14 protein-coding genes are annotated in these 15,912 nt (G+C 38.9%); all 14 read right to left on the bottom strand.

Going from position 1 to position 15,912, the window contains the following annotated elements:
• Nucleotides 1-22: 22 nt before the first annotated feature.
• Nucleotides 23-1,003, bottom strand: a complete 981-nt coding sequence (locus tag B2R82_RS17615) for an ABC transporter ATP-binding protein (RefSeq protein ID WP_286926166.1) — start codon at nt 1,001-1,003, stop codon at nt 23-25.
• Between the two features lie 4 nt (nt 1,004-1,007).
• A complete protein-coding gene (locus B2R82_RS17610) occupies nt 1,008-2,003 on the bottom strand; it encodes an ABC transporter ATP-binding protein (protein WP_286926165.1) in 996 nt (331 codons plus the stop codon).
• A 742-nt stretch (nt 2,004-2,745) separates the two neighbouring features.
• Nucleotides 2,746-3,375 carry an orotate phosphoribosyltransferase gene (gene pyrE / locus B2R82_RS17605; protein WP_286926164.1) on the bottom strand — a complete coding sequence of 210 codons (630 nt, stop codon included), beginning with the start codon at nt 3,373-3,375 and terminating at the stop codon, nt 2,746-2,748.
• Nucleotides 3,376-3,377: 2 nt separating this feature from the next.
• On the bottom strand, nt 3,378-4,082 hold the full coding sequence (gene pyrF / locus B2R82_RS17600) for an orotidine-5'-phosphate decarboxylase (protein ID WP_286926163.1): 705 nt from the start codon (nt 4,080-4,082) through the stop codon (nt 3,378-3,380).
• Entirely contained in the window at nt 4,082-4,993 is a 912-nt protein-coding gene (locus tag B2R82_RS17595) for a dihydroorotate dehydrogenase (RefSeq protein WP_286926162.1), read from the bottom strand. Before B2R82_RS17595 ends, pyrF begins: the two co-directional genes overlap by 1 nt.
• Nucleotides 4,990-5,763 carry a dihydroorotate dehydrogenase electron transfer subunit gene (locus B2R82_RS17590; protein ID WP_286926161.1) on the bottom strand — a complete coding sequence of 258 codons (774 nt, stop codon included), beginning with the start codon at nt 5,761-5,763 and terminating at the stop codon, nt 4,990-4,992. Before B2R82_RS17590 ends, B2R82_RS17595 begins: the two co-directional genes overlap by 4 nt.
• 1 nt (nt 5,764) lies before the next feature.
• The gene (gene carB / locus B2R82_RS17585; RefSeq protein WP_286926160.1) at nt 5,765-8,962 is read right to left on the bottom strand and encodes a carbamoyl-phosphate synthase large subunit; all 3,198 of its coding nucleotides are present in this window, start codon (nt 8,960-8,962) and stop codon (nt 5,765-5,767) included.
• Nucleotides 8,955-10,055 (bottom strand): carbamoyl phosphate synthase small subunit, encoded by a 1,101-nt coding sequence (locus B2R82_RS17580; RefSeq protein ID WP_286926159.1) that lies wholly within the window; start codon nt 10,053-10,055, stop codon nt 8,955-8,957. The genes carB and B2R82_RS17580 overlap by 8 nt, the downstream gene beginning before the upstream one ends.
• Entirely contained in the window at nt 10,055-11,332 is a 1,278-nt protein-coding gene (locus B2R82_RS17575; RefSeq protein WP_286926158.1) for a dihydroorotase, read from the bottom strand. Before B2R82_RS17575 ends, B2R82_RS17580 begins: the two co-directional genes overlap by 1 nt.
• 1 nt (nt 11,333) lies before the next feature.
• Complete coding sequence (locus tag B2R82_RS17570) at nt 11,334-12,212, bottom strand: aspartate carbamoyltransferase catalytic subunit (protein WP_286926157.1); 879 nt, start codon at nt 12,210-12,212, stop codon at nt 11,334-11,336.
• A gap of 193 nt (nt 12,213-12,405) precedes the next feature.
• The gene (locus tag B2R82_RS17565) at nt 12,406-13,695 is read right to left on the bottom strand and encodes a uracil-xanthine permease family protein (protein WP_286926156.1); all 1,290 of its coding nucleotides are present in this window, start codon (nt 13,693-13,695) and stop codon (nt 12,406-12,408) included.
• A 20-nt stretch (nt 13,696-13,715) separates the two neighbouring features.
• Entirely contained in the window at nt 13,716-14,258 is a 543-nt protein-coding gene (gene pyrR, locus B2R82_RS17560; protein WP_283871091.1) for a bifunctional pyr operon transcriptional regulator/uracil phosphoribosyltransferase PyrR, read from the bottom strand.
• Nucleotides 14,259-14,496: 238 nt separating this feature from the next.
• Nucleotides 14,497-15,408: an RluA family pseudouridine synthase gene (locus tag B2R82_RS17555; protein WP_286926155.1), complete on the bottom strand. Its 912-nt coding sequence runs from the start codon at nt 15,406-15,408 to the stop codon at nt 14,497-14,499.
• Nucleotides 15,405-15,884 (bottom strand): signal peptidase II, encoded by a 480-nt coding sequence (gene lspA, locus B2R82_RS17550; protein ID WP_286926154.1) that lies wholly within the window; start codon nt 15,882-15,884, stop codon nt 15,405-15,407. The genes B2R82_RS17555 and lspA overlap by 4 nt, the downstream gene beginning before the upstream one ends.
• Nucleotides 15,885-15,912 lie beyond the last annotated feature (28 nt).

Genomic DNA, 15,912 nt, shown 5'->3' with positions numbered 1-15,912 from the left:
ATTTAATTCCTATAGTGATTTTTTAATATAAATGGCATGCAACACTATGCCCAGACTTCACCTCCTTTAAGGCTGGTTTTGATAATGAACACGTTGTCATTGCCTTTGGGCAACGTGGATGGAACGGGCACCCTTTTGGAGGATTAGCCGGACTTGGAATATCCCCCTCCAACACAATCCGATTGCTCTTCTTCCTTGGATCAGGAACTGGAATAGCAGAGATTAACGCCTGTGTGTAAGGATGTAATGGTTCATCATAAATGTGTTCTTTGTCTGCAATTTCCACGATATTTCCTAAATACATCACACCAATACGGTCACTCATATGCTTAACAACACTTAAATCATGTGCAATAAATAAAAACGTTAAATCAAACTCATTTTGTAGCTCTTTTAATAGATTCAGGACTTGGGATTGCACAGACACATCTAATGCTGAAACAGGCTCATCTGCTATAATTAGTTTTGGCCGGAGCGCTAGTGCTCTAGCAATACCTATTCGTTGACGTTGACCGCCTGAAAATTCATGAGCATACTTGTAATAAGCATCTTCTGGTAATCCTACTTTACGTAAGAGTTCTATCACTTCATTTTTTAACGATTTAAGCGATCTATTATGGTAGTTCATTATAGGTTCAGCTATAATACTACCCACCATTTGCATGGGGTTTAATGAGGCATATGGATCTTGGAATACCATTTGGATATCTTTCCGTATTTCCCTTAATGATTTCCCTCGCAAATTTGTTATATTTTTACCATTAAAAATAATTTTCCCATCTGTTGCATCCAATAACCTTAAAATAGTACGACCGGTTGTGGATTTTCCGCAGCCCGATTCACCAACTAATCCCAATGTCTCACCATTTTTAATGGAAAAAGAAATCGTATCAACGGCTTTAACATAGCCTACAGTATGTCTTAATAAGCCACCTTTGATGGGGTAATATGTTTTTAAATCAATGATTTCTAATAAATTTTCTTGTTTTATTGTTTGATTCATACTGTCAGCTCACACCCTTTCTAGTACTACACCCCTCATAAAGTAAACAAGATACTTCATGCTGGTCACCTATAAAGGCAAGTTGTGGTGTAATCTTACTACATTCAGACATTGCCGATGGACATCTATCTACAAATCGGCAGCCAACTTGAGGCATATTTTTTAAAGAAGGGACAATTCCTTTAATAGTGGATAACTCATTTACTTCAACATCTATTCTTGGAATGGATGCCATTAATAATTTTGTATAAGGATGTTTGGGATTGTAAAATAGAGTATCGACATTTGTCCTTTCAACAATTTTCCCTGCGTACATAATTATTACCTCATCACACATTTCTGCAACTACTCCAAGGTCGTGTGTAATGAGCACAATAGACATCTTATTTTTCTCTTGAATACTTTTCAGTAATTCAAGTATTTGGGCTTGTACGGTTACATCCAGAGCAGTCGTTGGTTCATCAGCGATTAAAAGTCTAGGCTGACATGCAATGGCGATGGCAATCATTACTCTTTGTCTCATCCCACCTGACAATTGATGAGGATATTCATCCACGATTTTTTCTGCTCTTGGAATACCAACCTGCTTTAACAAGTCAATCGCTTTGCTTCTAACTTCAGCTTTTGACATTTTGCTATGGTTCAACATAATTTCTTCGATTTGTGAACCAATTGTAAATACTGGATTTAAGGATGTCATCGGTTCTTGAAAGATCATACTAATATCTTTTCCACGAATTTTATTCATCTCATCGTTTGTTTGATGTTCAATATTTTTTCCATGAAATCGTATTTGACCACTAGTGATTTTTCCAATTCCCTTTGGAAGAAGCTGCATAATTGAAAGAGACATCACACTTTTACCACATCCCGATTCTCCTACTATTCCAAGAATCTGACCGGATTTAACTGAAAATGAAACATCATCTACAGCATGATATATCTCACCATCTATATCAAAACCTGTTTTAAGATTTTTCACCTCTAACATTAAACTCATCTACTATCCCACCTTTGTACTGTTAATAAAAGTCTTGCTAACAATCCAAAATAAATATTCAGCTAGCAGACAAAAAAATCTATTTTAGTATCATTTTTCGACAAAAAATCACCAATTTCAAAATTCGAAAATTCTGATATATTTTGCTAGATTAATTACCAAAAAAATTAATACCAAGTCAAAAATTCTACTGATGTAATATTCTGATAATTGGACGTAATGCTATTTTATCTAGAAATAAACCATTTAATCAAGCAATTTTTTTTAATTCTTATTATCTTATATACAAAATAAACCATACAACTATTCCAATTTTCATTAAAATATTTTTATTTCTATCAAATGAATATTTGCTCATTTTTCACTTCACCTGCATAAAGTATTATTTTTTTATTATTAAAATATAATAAAATGCTATGTAATATATTATTACCTACTCTTACATAATTTACTTTTATTTAGTATTCCAGATTACTTTAGTTATTTTTTTGACGAATTAGTACATTTTCAATTTTTCAGTTTTCAATTTTTGTAAATAATTTTTTCTGATAACACATTAATAAAACGAAGCGATTTATATTACAGCAGAAAAATAATTTACTTTAAGCAAGTAAACAGTGGGTTGTTACATACTTCTTGTTATTTTATTTGGCTTATTTTTATATCCCTTCTGCTGATTTAGCAAAAAAAAACGACGGTCGATAAAAATATCGACAGTCGCTTTTAAAAGTTTCTTTGAAGATTAAAGTGCTCCAGCCTTTAATTTTCCATGCCATTCCTTAAGAAATGGGATATCTACTTCCTGAATAGCACCTGATTCGTTAGCTGCTTCTATTAAATAATCAAAGTTTGTTAATGATACATATTGAATACCAGCTTGATCAAATGCTTGTTCAGCACGTGGAAGATTGTACGTGTAGACGCAAACCACGCCCAACACTTCACAGCCTGCTGCTCGTAAAGCTTCAACCGCTGTAATAGATGAACCACCCGTAGAAACAATATCTTCTACTACAACTACTTTTTGACCCGCTGCGTATTTTCCTTCGATTTGATTACCACGCCCGTGCTCTTTTGCTTTCGAACGTACATAAACCATTGGTAAATCTAGAATATCACTTACCCAAGCCGCATGAGGAATACCTGCTGTTGCTGTACCTGCAACGATTTCTGTTGCGCCAAAGTTTTCTTTAATAAGTGATGCCAAGCCGTTTGCTAATTGTTTACGAATAACAGGATCTGAGATTGTTAGACGTGTATCGCAGTAAATTGGCGATTGAATGCCTGATGCCCATGTAAATAGCTCTGTAGGATTTAGTTCCACTGCTCCTACTTTTAACATTGCGTGTGCGATTTCATTTTGTAATGTCATAGTTATGCCTCCCATAATTCACTTACAATTTTATATGCTGCTACTGGATCTTGTGCACCTGTTACAGCTCGTCCAACGACAATTAGTGATGAGCCATCACGTTTTGCTCCATCTGGTGTGGCAATGCGCTTTTGATCGTGTGCATCGCCACCTGCTAAACGAATACCAGGTGTCACACGAAGAAAATCATTCCCACATACCTCTGCTATCATTTTAGCCTCGTGTACTGAGCAAACGACACCTTGTAAACCAGCCTGTTTTGTGAGACTTGCATAGTGCAAGACAGACTCCTGTAAAGATAGAGCAATTCTTTGTTCCGCTTGCATTTGTTCCTCAGTTGTTGATGTTAATTGTGTAACTGCAATTAATGCAGGACGACCTTTACCTGCAGGTGTTCCTGCTTCAAGTCCTTCCAGCGCAGCCTCCATCATTGGACGTCCGCCTGCTGCATGGACATTGACTAAATCAACCCCTAATTTTGCTAGGCCCTTCATGGCTGAGCCAACTGTATTCGGGATATCATGTAATTTTAAATCAAGGAAGATATCATGGCCTAAATCCTTTACTTTCCGAACAATATCTGGCCCTTCCTGCATATATAATTCCATACCAATTTTCACGAAAAGAGTTTCGTTGAACTGTTTTAGAAAATCGAATACTTCTTTTTCTCCGGGAAAATCTAGTGCTAATATAGGTTGGGTATTCATCAACGATGGCTCCTTCCGATAATCTCTGAAATATGCTCTACCCCTAATTTGTCAAGCTTTGTTGGTAATTCATCAATAATAGTCGGGCATACGAAATGATCGACAAAGTTTGCTGTCCCAACTGCAACTGCAGATGCACCAGCCGACATAAAGTCAATAACGTCCTGTGCCTCTGTTACACCACCCATTCCAATAATCGGAATATTGACAGCCTTATAGACCTCATAGACCATCCGAATTGCTACTGGTTTTACAGCAGGACCGGATAAACCACCTGTACCATTGGCAATTACCGGCTTTCCAGTACGTTCATCCAGACGCATTCCAATTAACGTATTAATCATAGTAATACCGTCTGCTCCACCCGCTTCAACAGCTTGGGCAATGTCTACAATACTTGTTACATTTGGAGATAATTTTACGTAAACAGGCACTTCAGACACAGCTTTAACAGCTTCCACCAGTTCACGTGCTGTTGCAGGATCAGTACCAAATTGAATACCCCCACATTTTACGTTTGGACAAGAAATGTTAAGTTCTAATGCTTTTACATTGGTCGCGGAGGAGATACGTTGCGCAACTTCTACATAATCCGCTGTCTCTGTACCAGCTACATTTGCAATAATTGGCACATCATAGTCCTCTAGAAACTTTAATTCCTCATTCATGACTTTGTCAATGCCAGGGTTTTGTAGGCCTATAGCATTTAGCATTCCTGCTGCAGTTTCTGCTACACGTGGTGTAGGGTTGCCTGGTCGTGTTTCTACAGTTGTTGCTTTAATCATTATAGCGCCAAGCTTTGATAAATCGTAAAGTTGAGCATATTCACGACCAAATCCGAAGCAGCCTGATGCTGGCATTATTGGATTTTTTAACTCTAAACCTGGTAATTGTATTGATAGCCGACTCATAATGCCACCGTTCCTTTCGGGAAAACTGGACCATCAGAGCATACCTTAACATAGTCTTTTGCTACTTGGTCTGTTGTTTTACATACACATGCAAAGCAAGCGCCGATACCGCAGCCCATACGCTCTTCAAATGATAGATAGCCCTCTTTTTCGGGGTAAAAGCCTTCAAGTGCTTTTAACATTGGTAATGGACCACAGGAATAAAAGACATCAAACTCAGGTGCTCGTGACGCTAATACATTCGTGACAAAGCCCTTTGTGCCCTTAGAGCCGTCCACCGTTACATAATGTGTTTCACCAAGTGCGCTGAATTCTTCCTCATAAAAGCATACATCCTCTGTTTGAAAGCCTAACACATGAATTGTTTTCACACCTCGCGCATTTAATTGCTTCGCAAGCTCATGTAATGGTGGTACGCCAATTCCTCCTCCAACTAAAAGAGCTGTCCCTCCCTCTTTTACTGCGTCTACGGGGAATCCATTTCCGATCGGTCCTAATACATTTACAAGCTGACCTTCACGATTCGTCGCTAAAACCTTTGTTCCGCGACCTTCTGCTCGATAAATCATTGTAAATTCGTTGTTGTCTTTGTCTATGTTTGCAATACTAATTGGTCGACGTAAAAGCGGCTCCAATGAATCTGACACCTTTACATGGACAAACTGGCCAGGAGTCATATCCTGAACCAGTTCACCATGAAGTGTCAATTCGAAAATGTTTGTCGCTATTTGTTTTTGAGAGACGACCGTCATTTTCTCTTGACGTATCATATTAGTGTACTACCTCCGCTTTTGGCATTTGTTCTGCTGTAAATGTCATTGATTCAATAACACGTAGCATTGCTTCTGCTGTATCTAATGATGTTAAACATGGGACACCATTTTCGACAGATTCACGACGGATTCGGAAACCATCACGAGCTGGTTGCTTGCCCTTTGTAAGTGTATTCACTACAAGTTGAGCTTCACCATTTTGAATTAAATCGATTAATGTTTGGCCCTTTGCACCGATTTTTCCAACGATATCTGTGCGGACTCCTGCTGCTTCAAATGCTTTAGCAGTACCTTCTGTAGCCACAATACGATAGCCTACTGTTGAGAAACGTTTTGCAAGGGCAATCGCTTCCTCTTTATCTTTATCAGACACAGTAAATAATACTGTACCTTCTGTGCGAATTTCCATTCCTGCTGCAACCAAGCCTTTATAAAGGGCTTTTTCTAATGTTGCATCTTTCCCCATTACTTCACCTGTTGATTTCATTTCAGGTCCTAATGTAATGTCAACACGGCGTAATTTAGCAAATGAGAATACTGGCACTTTAACGAAGACACCTTTTTGCTCTGGTGCTAAGCCTGTTGGGTAGCCTTGTTCTACGATTGATTTACCAAGAATCGCTTTCGTTGCAATATTTGCCATCGGAATGTTTGTAATTTTACTTAAGAACGGTACTGTACGAGAAGAACGTGGGTTCACCTCGATTACAAATACTTCACCTTGTGAAATAACATATTGAATGTTCATTAAACCTATGATGCCAAGACCTTTTGCAAGGCGTGTTGTATAGTCCACTAATGTATCCTTTTGTGCCTGTGTTAATTTTTGTGGTGGATATACAGAGATAGAGTCACCAGAGTGAACACCTGCACGCTCGATATGCTCCATAATACCTGGGATCAACACATTTTCCCCGTCACAAATGGCATCTACTTCAATTTCTTGACCAGTTAAATAACGGTCCACTAATACTGGATGGTCTGGAGATGCTTCAACCGCATTTTCCATATAGTGTTGTAGCTCTTCTTCGTTGTAGACGATTTCCATCGCACGTCCACCTAGTACATACGAAGGGCGAACTAACACCGGGAAGCCAAGACGTCCACCGATAGCAAGTGCTTCCTCTGTTGAGATAGCTGTTTCACCTTGTGGCTGTGGAATATCTAATTCATGTAAGGCTTGCTCGAATTTATCTCTATTTTCTGCACGATCAATATCTTCAAGTGTTGTACCTAAAATTTTCACACCATTTGCCGCTAATTTATCCGCAAGATTAATGGCTGTCTGTCCGCCAAATTGTACAACCACACCAATTGGCTGTTCTAAGTCAATAATATGCATTACATCTTCGATTGTTAATGGCTCAAAGTATAATTTATCTGAAATCGAGAAGTCCGTGGATACAGTTTCTGGATTTGAGTTAATAATAATTGCCTCATAGCCAGCTTCTTGAATTGCCCAAACTGAGTGTACTGTCGCGTAGTCAAATTCTACCCCTTGACCAATACGAATTGGACCTGACCCAAGGACAACAACAGATGGCTTATCTGATTTAATTGATTCGTTTTCTTCCTCATATGTGCCATAGAAGTAAGGAGTTTCAGATTCAAACTCTGCTGCACATGTATCAACCATTTTATAGACCGGGATAATACCATATTCTTTACGATATGCATATACTTCCTCAGGTGTAGTTTCCCAAAGCTCTGCAATTTTCTTATCTGCAAAGCCTAGACGTTTTGCTGTACGTAACACATCTTTATCGTTTTTATGGTCAACAAGTGTTTGTTCCATATCCACAATGTTTTTGAATTTATTTAAGAAGAATAAATCAATTGCAGACCACTCATGAATTTGCTCAATTGTTACACCGCGACGTAATGCCTCACCGATGAAGAATAGACGCTCGTCTCCAGCTTTGCGGATACGTTTTTCAATCCAAGAATCGGAGTTTTCCTCAGCATGCTTTAACTCTAAGTGTACTTGACCTGTTTCAAGTGAACGAACTGCTTTAAGCATCGCTTCCTCAAATGTTCGCCCTAGTGCCATAACCTCGCCAGTTGCTTTCATTTGTGTACCAAGATTACGTTTTGCTGATTCGAATTTATCGAATGGCCAGCGTGGGATTTTTGCCACAATATAATCTAATGCTGGCTCGAAGCAAGCATACGTTGAACCTGTTACAGGGTTTTTAATTTCATCTAATGTTAAGCCGACTGCAATTTTTGCTGCTAGCTTGGCAATTGGGTAGCCTGTTGCTTTAGATGCTAACGCTGATGAACGTGATACACGAGGGTTAACCTCGATTACATAGTAATTAAAGCTATATGGATCAAGAGCTAATTGAACGTTACAGCCACCTTCAATTTTCAGTGCACGGATAATATCTAGGGAAATATTACGTAGCATTTGATTTTCTCGATCTGACAGTGTTTGTGTTGGTGCTACTACAATAGAATCCCCTGTATGAATACCTACTGGGTCAACGTTTTCCATGTTACATACTACAATGGCATTGTCAGCCGCATCACGCATTACTTCATATTCAATCTCTTTATAGCCAGCGATTGATTTTTCTAGTAAACATTGTGTAACTGGAGAATATTTAAGCCCAGATGTCACGATTTCCTCTAAATCTTGATCATTGTAGCAAATACCACCGCCTGTACCACCTAGTGTAAATGCAGGTCGAACGATAACTGGATAACCAATCTTTGCAACAAAGTTTTTCGCTTCATCTAAGTTATGGATAATATCTGATTCAGGCACTGGAGCACCTAGCTCATACATTAAATTACGGAATAAATCACGGTCTTCTGCTTTATGAATTGCTTCTAATTTTGTCCCAAGAATCTCAATATTAAGCTCATCTAAAATTCCTGATTTATCTAATTCAATCGCCATATTTAAGCCTGTTTGCCCCCCAAGAGTTGGTAGGATGGCATCTGGACGCTCTTTACGCAAAATACGAGATACAAACTCAAGAGTAATTGGCTCAATATAAACCTTGTCTGCAATTTCTGTATCCGTCATGATTGTTGCAGGGTTTGAGTTAATTAAAATAACGCGATAGCCTTCTTCTTTTAAAGATAGACAAGCTTGTGTTCCTGCATAGTCAAATTCTGCTGCTTGTCCGATCACGATTGGACCTGATCCGATTACTAAAATTGTTTCAATATCTGTACGTTTAGGCATGTTGTTTCCCCTTCCCTGCTTCTACTTCCATCATTTCAATAAACTCATCAAATAAGTGGTTTGAATCTTCTGGACCTGGTGATGCTTCTGGATGATATTGGACTGTGAAGATTGGATACTTCTTGTGACGTACACCTTCACAAGTACCATCATTTAATGCGATATGTGTTAATTCTAAATCTGTCTCTTTTAATGATTCAATATCGATTGCGTATCCGTGGTTTTGAGATGTTAAATCTGTACGGCCTGTGCGTAAATCTTTTACCGGATGGTTTCCTCCACGATGTCCAAACGGTAATTTAAAGCTTCGAGCACCACAAGCAAGTGAGAAGATTTGATGACCTAGGCAAATACCGAACATTGGCACTTTACCAATTAAATTGCGAACTGTTGCAATACCCTCCTGCACATCTTCTGGGTTACCTGGACCGTTTGATAACATAATTCCATCTGGATGCCATGCTAAAATTTCCTCCGCTGGTGTGTTATAAGGTACAACTAACACATCACAATCACGTTTATTTAATTCACGAAGAATACCGTGCTTCATACCAAAGTCAATTAATACAACACGTTTACCACGTCCTGGAGACGGATAGGCAGCTTTTGGTGAAACTTCACGAACATGATGTGTAATCGCTGGTGTTGCTTGTAACTTTGCTACGATTTCAGCCACATTCACTTCCTCATCCGCTGCTGTTAAAATGGCCTTTACCGATCCTTTACTACGAATGATGCGTGTTAATTTCCGAGTATCGATTCCTTCAATTCCTGGAATGTCTTTTGCTGTCAGATAATCATCTACTGTTAGATCGCAGCGGAAGTTTGAAGGAGTTTTGGCTAATTCACGAACAACAAATCCACGAATAGCAGGTGTAATCGATTCAAAGTCATCACGGTTGATTCCATAGTTACCAATTAAAGGGTATGTTAATGTTACGATTTGTCCGTAGAATGAAGGATCTGAAATAGTTTCCTGATAACCTGTCATACCTGTTGTAAAAACTACCTCACCTTGTGAAGCTCGCTCACTACCGAACGCTGTACCTGTAAATACTGTGCCATCTTCTAAAATAAGTAAACGTTTTTTCATTACTCTGCCTCCTGGTATACGATATTGCCTTCAAAAATTGTAAGGACTGGCCATCCCTTTGCAGTCCAACCATTGAATGGTGTATTGCGTCCTTTTGATACAAAGCCTTCCGCATCAATTGTTTGTTCTTTATTTAAATCTAGTAAAATCATATCTGCTGAAGCTCCAATTTCTAATGTGCCATATGGTAAATCGAAAATTTTTGCTGCCTTTACAGACATCCAGTCAATCAACTGTTTTAACGTCCATTTCCCTGTTTCTACAAACTGTGTGTAAAGGAGTGGGAAGGCTGTTTCAAAGCCAACAATGCCAAATGGTGCGCCTACCATGCCACAGCATTTTTCTTCTACTGTATGTGGAGCATGATCTGTAGCGATGCAATCGATTGTACCGTCCAGCAGCGCTGTGTGAAGTGAGTCTTTATCATCTATTCCACGTAATGGAGGGTTCATTTTCCAGTTTGCATCATCTGATGGAATATCCATTTCTTCAAGTAATAAATGGTGCGGGCATACTTCAGCAGTTACACGAATACCTGCTGCTTTAGCATCTCGTACTGCACGGACAGATTCCTTCGTTGATACGTGGCAGACGTGATAGCGGGCGCCAGCTGCTTCTGCTAATAAAACATCTCGGGCAATTTGTACAGATTCGCATATGGACGGAATCCCGGGAAGACCAAGCTCTTTATTTCGTTTCCCCTCATGCATAACACCATCATAAATTAATGAGTTATCCTCACAGTGTGCCACCACAACCATATCGTGCTGAGCAGCATCCTTCATCTGCTCATACATTGTTGAAGCAAGTTGAATACCTACACCATCATCAGAGAATGCAACTGCTCCTTGTGCTTTTAATTGCTCAATATTTGTACGAACCTCTCCAGAGATATCCTTTGTGAGCGAGCCATATGGAAGTACTCGAATAACAGCACTTTCCTTAATCAGTCCATTAATTAGTTGCATGTTTTCAACAGAATCTGGTACCGGTTTTGTATTCGGCATTGCACAAATTGTTGTAAAGCCACCCTTTGCTGCTGATGCTGAACCTGTTGCAATTGTTTCCTTATGCTCAAAGCCTGGCTCGCGTAAATGTGTGTGGACATCGACAAAGCCTGGTGCAACAAGAAAACCATTTCCTTCAATAATTTCAGCATCTTTTACAGTTATGTCTTGTCCGATTGCTGTAATTTTCCCTTCAGCCATGGCAATATTAACCCTATGCAGTTCACCTTGTTCATTTAACATTTGTACATTTTGAAGTATCTTTGACATGTTATTCTCTCCCCTTTAAAATCGTTTCTACGATTGCCATTCTTGTATAGACACCATTTCGGACTTGCTCGAAAATTCGAGAGCGTTCACATTCAACTAGCTCAGAAGCAATTTCTACATCACGGTTTACGGGTGCTGGATGCATGATAATTGCTGTATCCTTCATTTGCTTCTCACGTTCAATTGTTAAACCATACTCTTGGTGATAGCTTTCCTTCGAGAAGCTTTTATTTACTTTATGACGTTCATGCTGTACACGAAGTAACATAATGACATCACTTATTTCGATTAAATCATCCCATGAATGATGGGCCTTGAAATCACCTGCCCACTCTTCTGGACAAAGAAAATGAACGTTAGCCCCTAAGCGCTGTAACGCTGTAGCATTTGATTTTGCTACACGACTATGGGATATATCTCCAGCGATTGTCACATTCAACCCTTCAAATGAACCAAACTCTTTTTTTATTGTGTAAAGATCCAGTAATGATTGGGAGGGGTGTTGACCCGCTCCATCTCCTGCGTTAATAATGGCAACATTAATACCTTCTAGAAGCTCATTATAGTATTCATCTTCGGTTGCACGAATGACCACAGCATCCAATCCAATCATCTCTAACGTTTTTACTGTATCGTACATTGTTTCCCCTTTTGCAACACTCGAAAAACCAGCATCAAAAGGGATAACTGTACAGCCAACTTTGCGCTCAGCCATTTCAAAGCTTGTTTTTGTCCGGGTACTTGGTTCAAAAAATAAGTTAGCAATGTTGTATGTGCGAGATAACGATGATGCTTCACCATTTTCAAAAGCTTGCACACGATCTAGGATGTAGTTAATTTCTTCAGTTGTTAAATGTTCCATCGATAATAAGTTCTTCATCATGTAACCTCCATTAGGTTGTGTGTCATGAACGTCTATGTATGACTTGACGTTCATTTGAAAAAAAGCCCCGCTGATGTCATCAACGAGGCATAAGGAGGCGTGACAAACCACAGCAGGCATCTATTCCTGCTTTAGCATGTCCACAACTTCCCTTTTTTTGCCTCTCTGGACAATTCATTAAAAGGTACTACTATGAATTTGTTTCTTGATTGTATGGTATTGGTTTTTCAGCTTCCTTCTTACCAGGTAGGATTGCGTTTAATAAAACACCGATTATAGCTGCTAATGCCATACCCTCTATACTTAATGATTCTGAAATCACAAACTTCGCTCCACCAATACCAATGACTAGAATAACAGAGGCAATCACTAAATTTCGACTATTGCCAAAGTCAATATGATTATCAACTAGCATACGTAACCCACTTGCAGCAATAATACCGAAGAGCAGGATCGAAACGCCTCCAAGTACTGATGTTGGAATCGTTGCAATTACTGCCATTGCTTGCCCGAAAAATGACAGTAAAATGGCGACAACTGCTGCACCTGCAATGACATACACGCTGTAAACACGAGTGATAGCAAGAACACCGATATTTTCACCATAAGTTGTTTTCGGTGGGCCACCAATTAATGCACTTATGAATGTACCCAGTCCATCACCTAACAGTGAACGATGCAAGCCTGGTTCTTTAATGTAATCTCGATTAACAACTTTACCTAGAACTAATTGGTGACCAATATGCTCTGAAATGGTTACAATCACGATTGGCACCATTGTTAGAAGAAGCTTTGTTGTAATTTCGAAGTCATAATGAACACCTGGTATTAAAAAGTCTGGACTTGCAAAGAAGTTTGCTTTAGCAATTGGTGTGTAATCAACAATGCCGACAATCATCGAATAAATATAGCCTACAATTAAGCCAATTAAAATGGGCATTGTACTTAAAATTCCTTTAAAGAAAATCGTGAAAATGATCGCAGTAAATAATGTTACTAATGCAGCCGAGAAATGTAAGAAGCTGTATTCTCCATCTACATTCATCGCCATATTAACCGCTGTCCCTGATAACCCTAGACCAATAACCATGATTACTGGCCCTACCACAATTGGTGGTAATATTTTCATGATCCATTTATAGCCGCTCTTCCAAATGATAAGAGACACAATACCATACGTAATTCCGACTGCCATTGCGCCTATCATTGCGCTACCAACACCACCCGCTTTTGTGGCAATAATAATCGGTGCAATGAAAGCAAACGATGATCCTAAATATGCCGGCACCTGGAATTTCGTTATTAATAAGAAGAATAATGTGGCAATTCCACTTGTTAAAAGGGCAATTGCTGGGCTAAGTCCAACCAACTGAGGCACTAGAATTGTTGAACCAAACATAGCAAACATATGTTGGAAACTTAATGTCACTAGTTGAAGTGTTGTTGGTTTATCCTTAATATCTAATACTGCATTTGACATGATGTTTCCTCACTTTGTAGTTAATCTTCTTTATAAAGAATGACGCAATCTTCTCCGTCTACTTCTTGTAAATTTACGATAATGCGCTCTGATCCAGATGTTGGTACGTTTTTACCAACATAATCGGCTCTAATTGGTAGCTCTCTATGACCTCTGTCAACAAGGACGGCTAGTTGAATTTGAGCAGGTCGCCCTAAATCCATGATTGCATCTAATGCCGCGCGTACAGTCCGTCCAGTATATAAAACATCATCCACAAGAATAATCTTTTGATTAACAACAAGATAATCAATATCAACTTGTTCAACATGTGCCTGTTCGTTAGCATGCTTTGTCGATAAATCATCTCGATATAAGGTGATATCTAGCTCCCCTGTTCGAATCGGTTTACCTTCAATTTTTTCAATTCTTTCTGCAAGTCGTTTTGCAAGAAAAGCACCTCGCGTTTTAATGCCAACTAAGATACATTCATCAATCCCTTTATTGCGTTCAATAATTTCATGAGCAATACGTGTTACTGCTCTTGCCATGGATGGGCCATCTATTAGCTCATTTTGTGCCATATACGTTTCCTCCTCCCTACTAGTTGATTGGTCATGTGTCCATAAAAAAACCTCTCGAGGCGAATAGCCTGAGAGGGTTGAATACGTGTTTAAAAGACATGTTGAATAATTTGCAGCACAAATTATTTGCAACACGATCACATGTACCTTCTCAGCCTCTCTGGACTGCCATTAAAGGTGAATATTTTGTTTTGTAGTTCATTCACTTTCGTTAGTATAGACCTTCTTTTACTAAACGTCAATGCCTATTTCTTAATTCATTTAATAATTGTTCATAATCAGCAGGAAGTGGTGTTTCAAACTCTAAATATTCACCTGACGTAGGATGATCGAAGCCTAAAATACCTGCATGTAAAACTTGTCCTCCAAAATCTATTGTCTTTTTCGGACCATATTTTGGATCACCCACAAGTGGATAGCCAATATAATTCATATGCACACGGATTTGATGAGTTCGTCCTGTTTCTAAACGACATTCTACAAGCGTATAGTCACCAAAACGTTCAATGACTTGGAAATGGGTTACGGCATGTTTGCCATTATCTACAACTGCTTGCTTTTGACGATCCTTCTGGTCACGTCCAATCGGTGCATCAATTGTTCCTTTATCATGTGCAATATGCCCGTGTATAAGGGCAGTATACTTACGTGTTACAGTTTTATTGACTAGCTGATTGACTAATGATTCATGAGCTGCATCATTTTTAGCCACCATTAATAATCCCGATGTATCCTTATCAATGCGGTGGACAATACCTGGGCGCAAAACACCATTAATGCCTGATAAATCCTTACAGTGATACATTAAACCATTAACGAGTGTTCCCGTCATATGTCCAGGCGCTGGATGTACAACCATACCCTTAGGCTTATTCACCACAAGAACGTCTGCATCCTCATAAACAATGTCAAGTTTTAAGTTTTCAGCAATGACATCTAATGGCTCTGCTTCTGGAACATCAATTTCAACCAAATCTCCTGCTTTTACCTTATACTTCGCCTTAACTGTCTCGCCATTTACTTTGACAATGCCGTCTGTAATCCAATTCCCAATTTGTGTGCGCGACCATTCTGATTGCACACTTGAAAGTGCCTTATCAATGCGCTCTCCCTGCTGCTGTTCTTCCATTGTATATGCTACTTGCGTCATTGTTTCACCTGTTTCTTTTCTTTTTTATCTTCAGCAATTAAGCCAATCATTAAAATGACAACAGCTATTGTTAAAGCTGCATCCGCAATATTAAAGATTGGGAAATCATAATTAATAACTGGAATTAATACATCCACAAAATCGACCACTTCGCCTCTAAATAAACGGTCAATAAAATTACCAATAGCTCCACCTAATAAAAACATTAAGCCTACTTGAAAGACTGGCTTGCCCTTTGCTTCTTTATGATAAAAATAGATGATTGCACAAATAACGCCTATTGTAACAATGCTAAACAACCACATTTGTCCCTCTAGCATTCCCCATGCTGCTCCTCTATTTCGATGAGATAATATCCCAAGCCATGGGTCCCATACTGCAATTCGTTCACCAAACTCCATATTTTTGACAATTAGCCATTTAGTCCATTGATCTAAAAGGATGACAAATGCGGCCAGTCCATAGTACTTATACACAAACATTCCTCCGTTCACTCAACATCTA

Source organism: Lysinibacillus sp. UBA6686 (assembly GCF_002455205.1).
Taxonomy (GTDB): domain Bacteria; phylum Bacillota; class Bacilli; order Bacillales_A; family Planococcaceae; genus Lysinibacillus; species Lysinibacillus pakistanensis.
The sequence above is the reverse complement of the archived record's forward strand: the minus strand, read 5'-3'. Positions and strand labels throughout refer to the sequence as shown.

Coding starts and splice junctions, on each gene's coding strand:
- B2R82_RS17615 (WP_286926166.1), bottom strand. CDS start 1,003: ATGAATCAAACAATAAAACAAGAAAATTTATTAGAAATCATTGATTTA.
- B2R82_RS17610 (WP_286926165.1), bottom strand. CDS start 2,003: ATGAGTTTAATGTTAGAGGTGAAAAATCTTAAAACAGGTTTTGATATA.
- pyrE (WP_286926164.1), bottom strand. CDS start 3,375: ATGACATTACAAAATGAAATCGCACACGCAATGTTAAAAGTAGGAGCA.
- pyrF (WP_286926163.1), bottom strand. CDS start 4,082: ATGAATACCCAACCTATATTAGCACTAGATTTTCCCGGAGAAAAAGAA.
- B2R82_RS17595 (WP_286926162.1), bottom strand. CDS start 4,993: ATGAGTCGGCTATCAATACAATTACCAGGTTTAGAGTTAAAAAATCCA.
- B2R82_RS17590 (WP_286926161.1), bottom strand. CDS start 5,763: ATGATACGTCAAGAGAAAATGACGGTCGTCTCTCAAAAACAAATAGCG.
- carB (WP_286926160.1), bottom strand. CDS start 8,962: ATGCCTAAACGTACAGATATTGAAACAATTTTAGTAATCGGATCAGGT.
- B2R82_RS17580 (WP_286926159.1), bottom strand. CDS start 10,055: ATGAAAAAACGTTTACTTATTTTAGAAGATGGCACAGTATTTACAGGT.
- B2R82_RS17575 (WP_286926158.1), bottom strand. CDS start 11,332: ATGTCAAAGATACTTCAAAATGTACAAATGTTAAATGAACAAGGTGAA.
- B2R82_RS17570 (WP_286926157.1), bottom strand. CDS start 12,212: ATGAAGAACTTATTATCGATGGAACATTTAACAACTGAAGAAATTAAC.
- B2R82_RS17565 (WP_286926156.1), bottom strand. CDS start 13,695: ATGTCAAATGCAGTATTAGATATTAAGGATAAACCAACAACACTTCAA.
- pyrR (WP_283871091.1), bottom strand. CDS start 14,258: ATGGCACAAAATGAGCTAATAGATGGCCCATCCATGGCAAGAGCAGTA.
- B2R82_RS17555 (WP_286926155.1), bottom strand. CDS start 15,408: ATGACGCAAGTAGCATATACAATGGAAGAACAGCAGCAGGGAGAGCGC.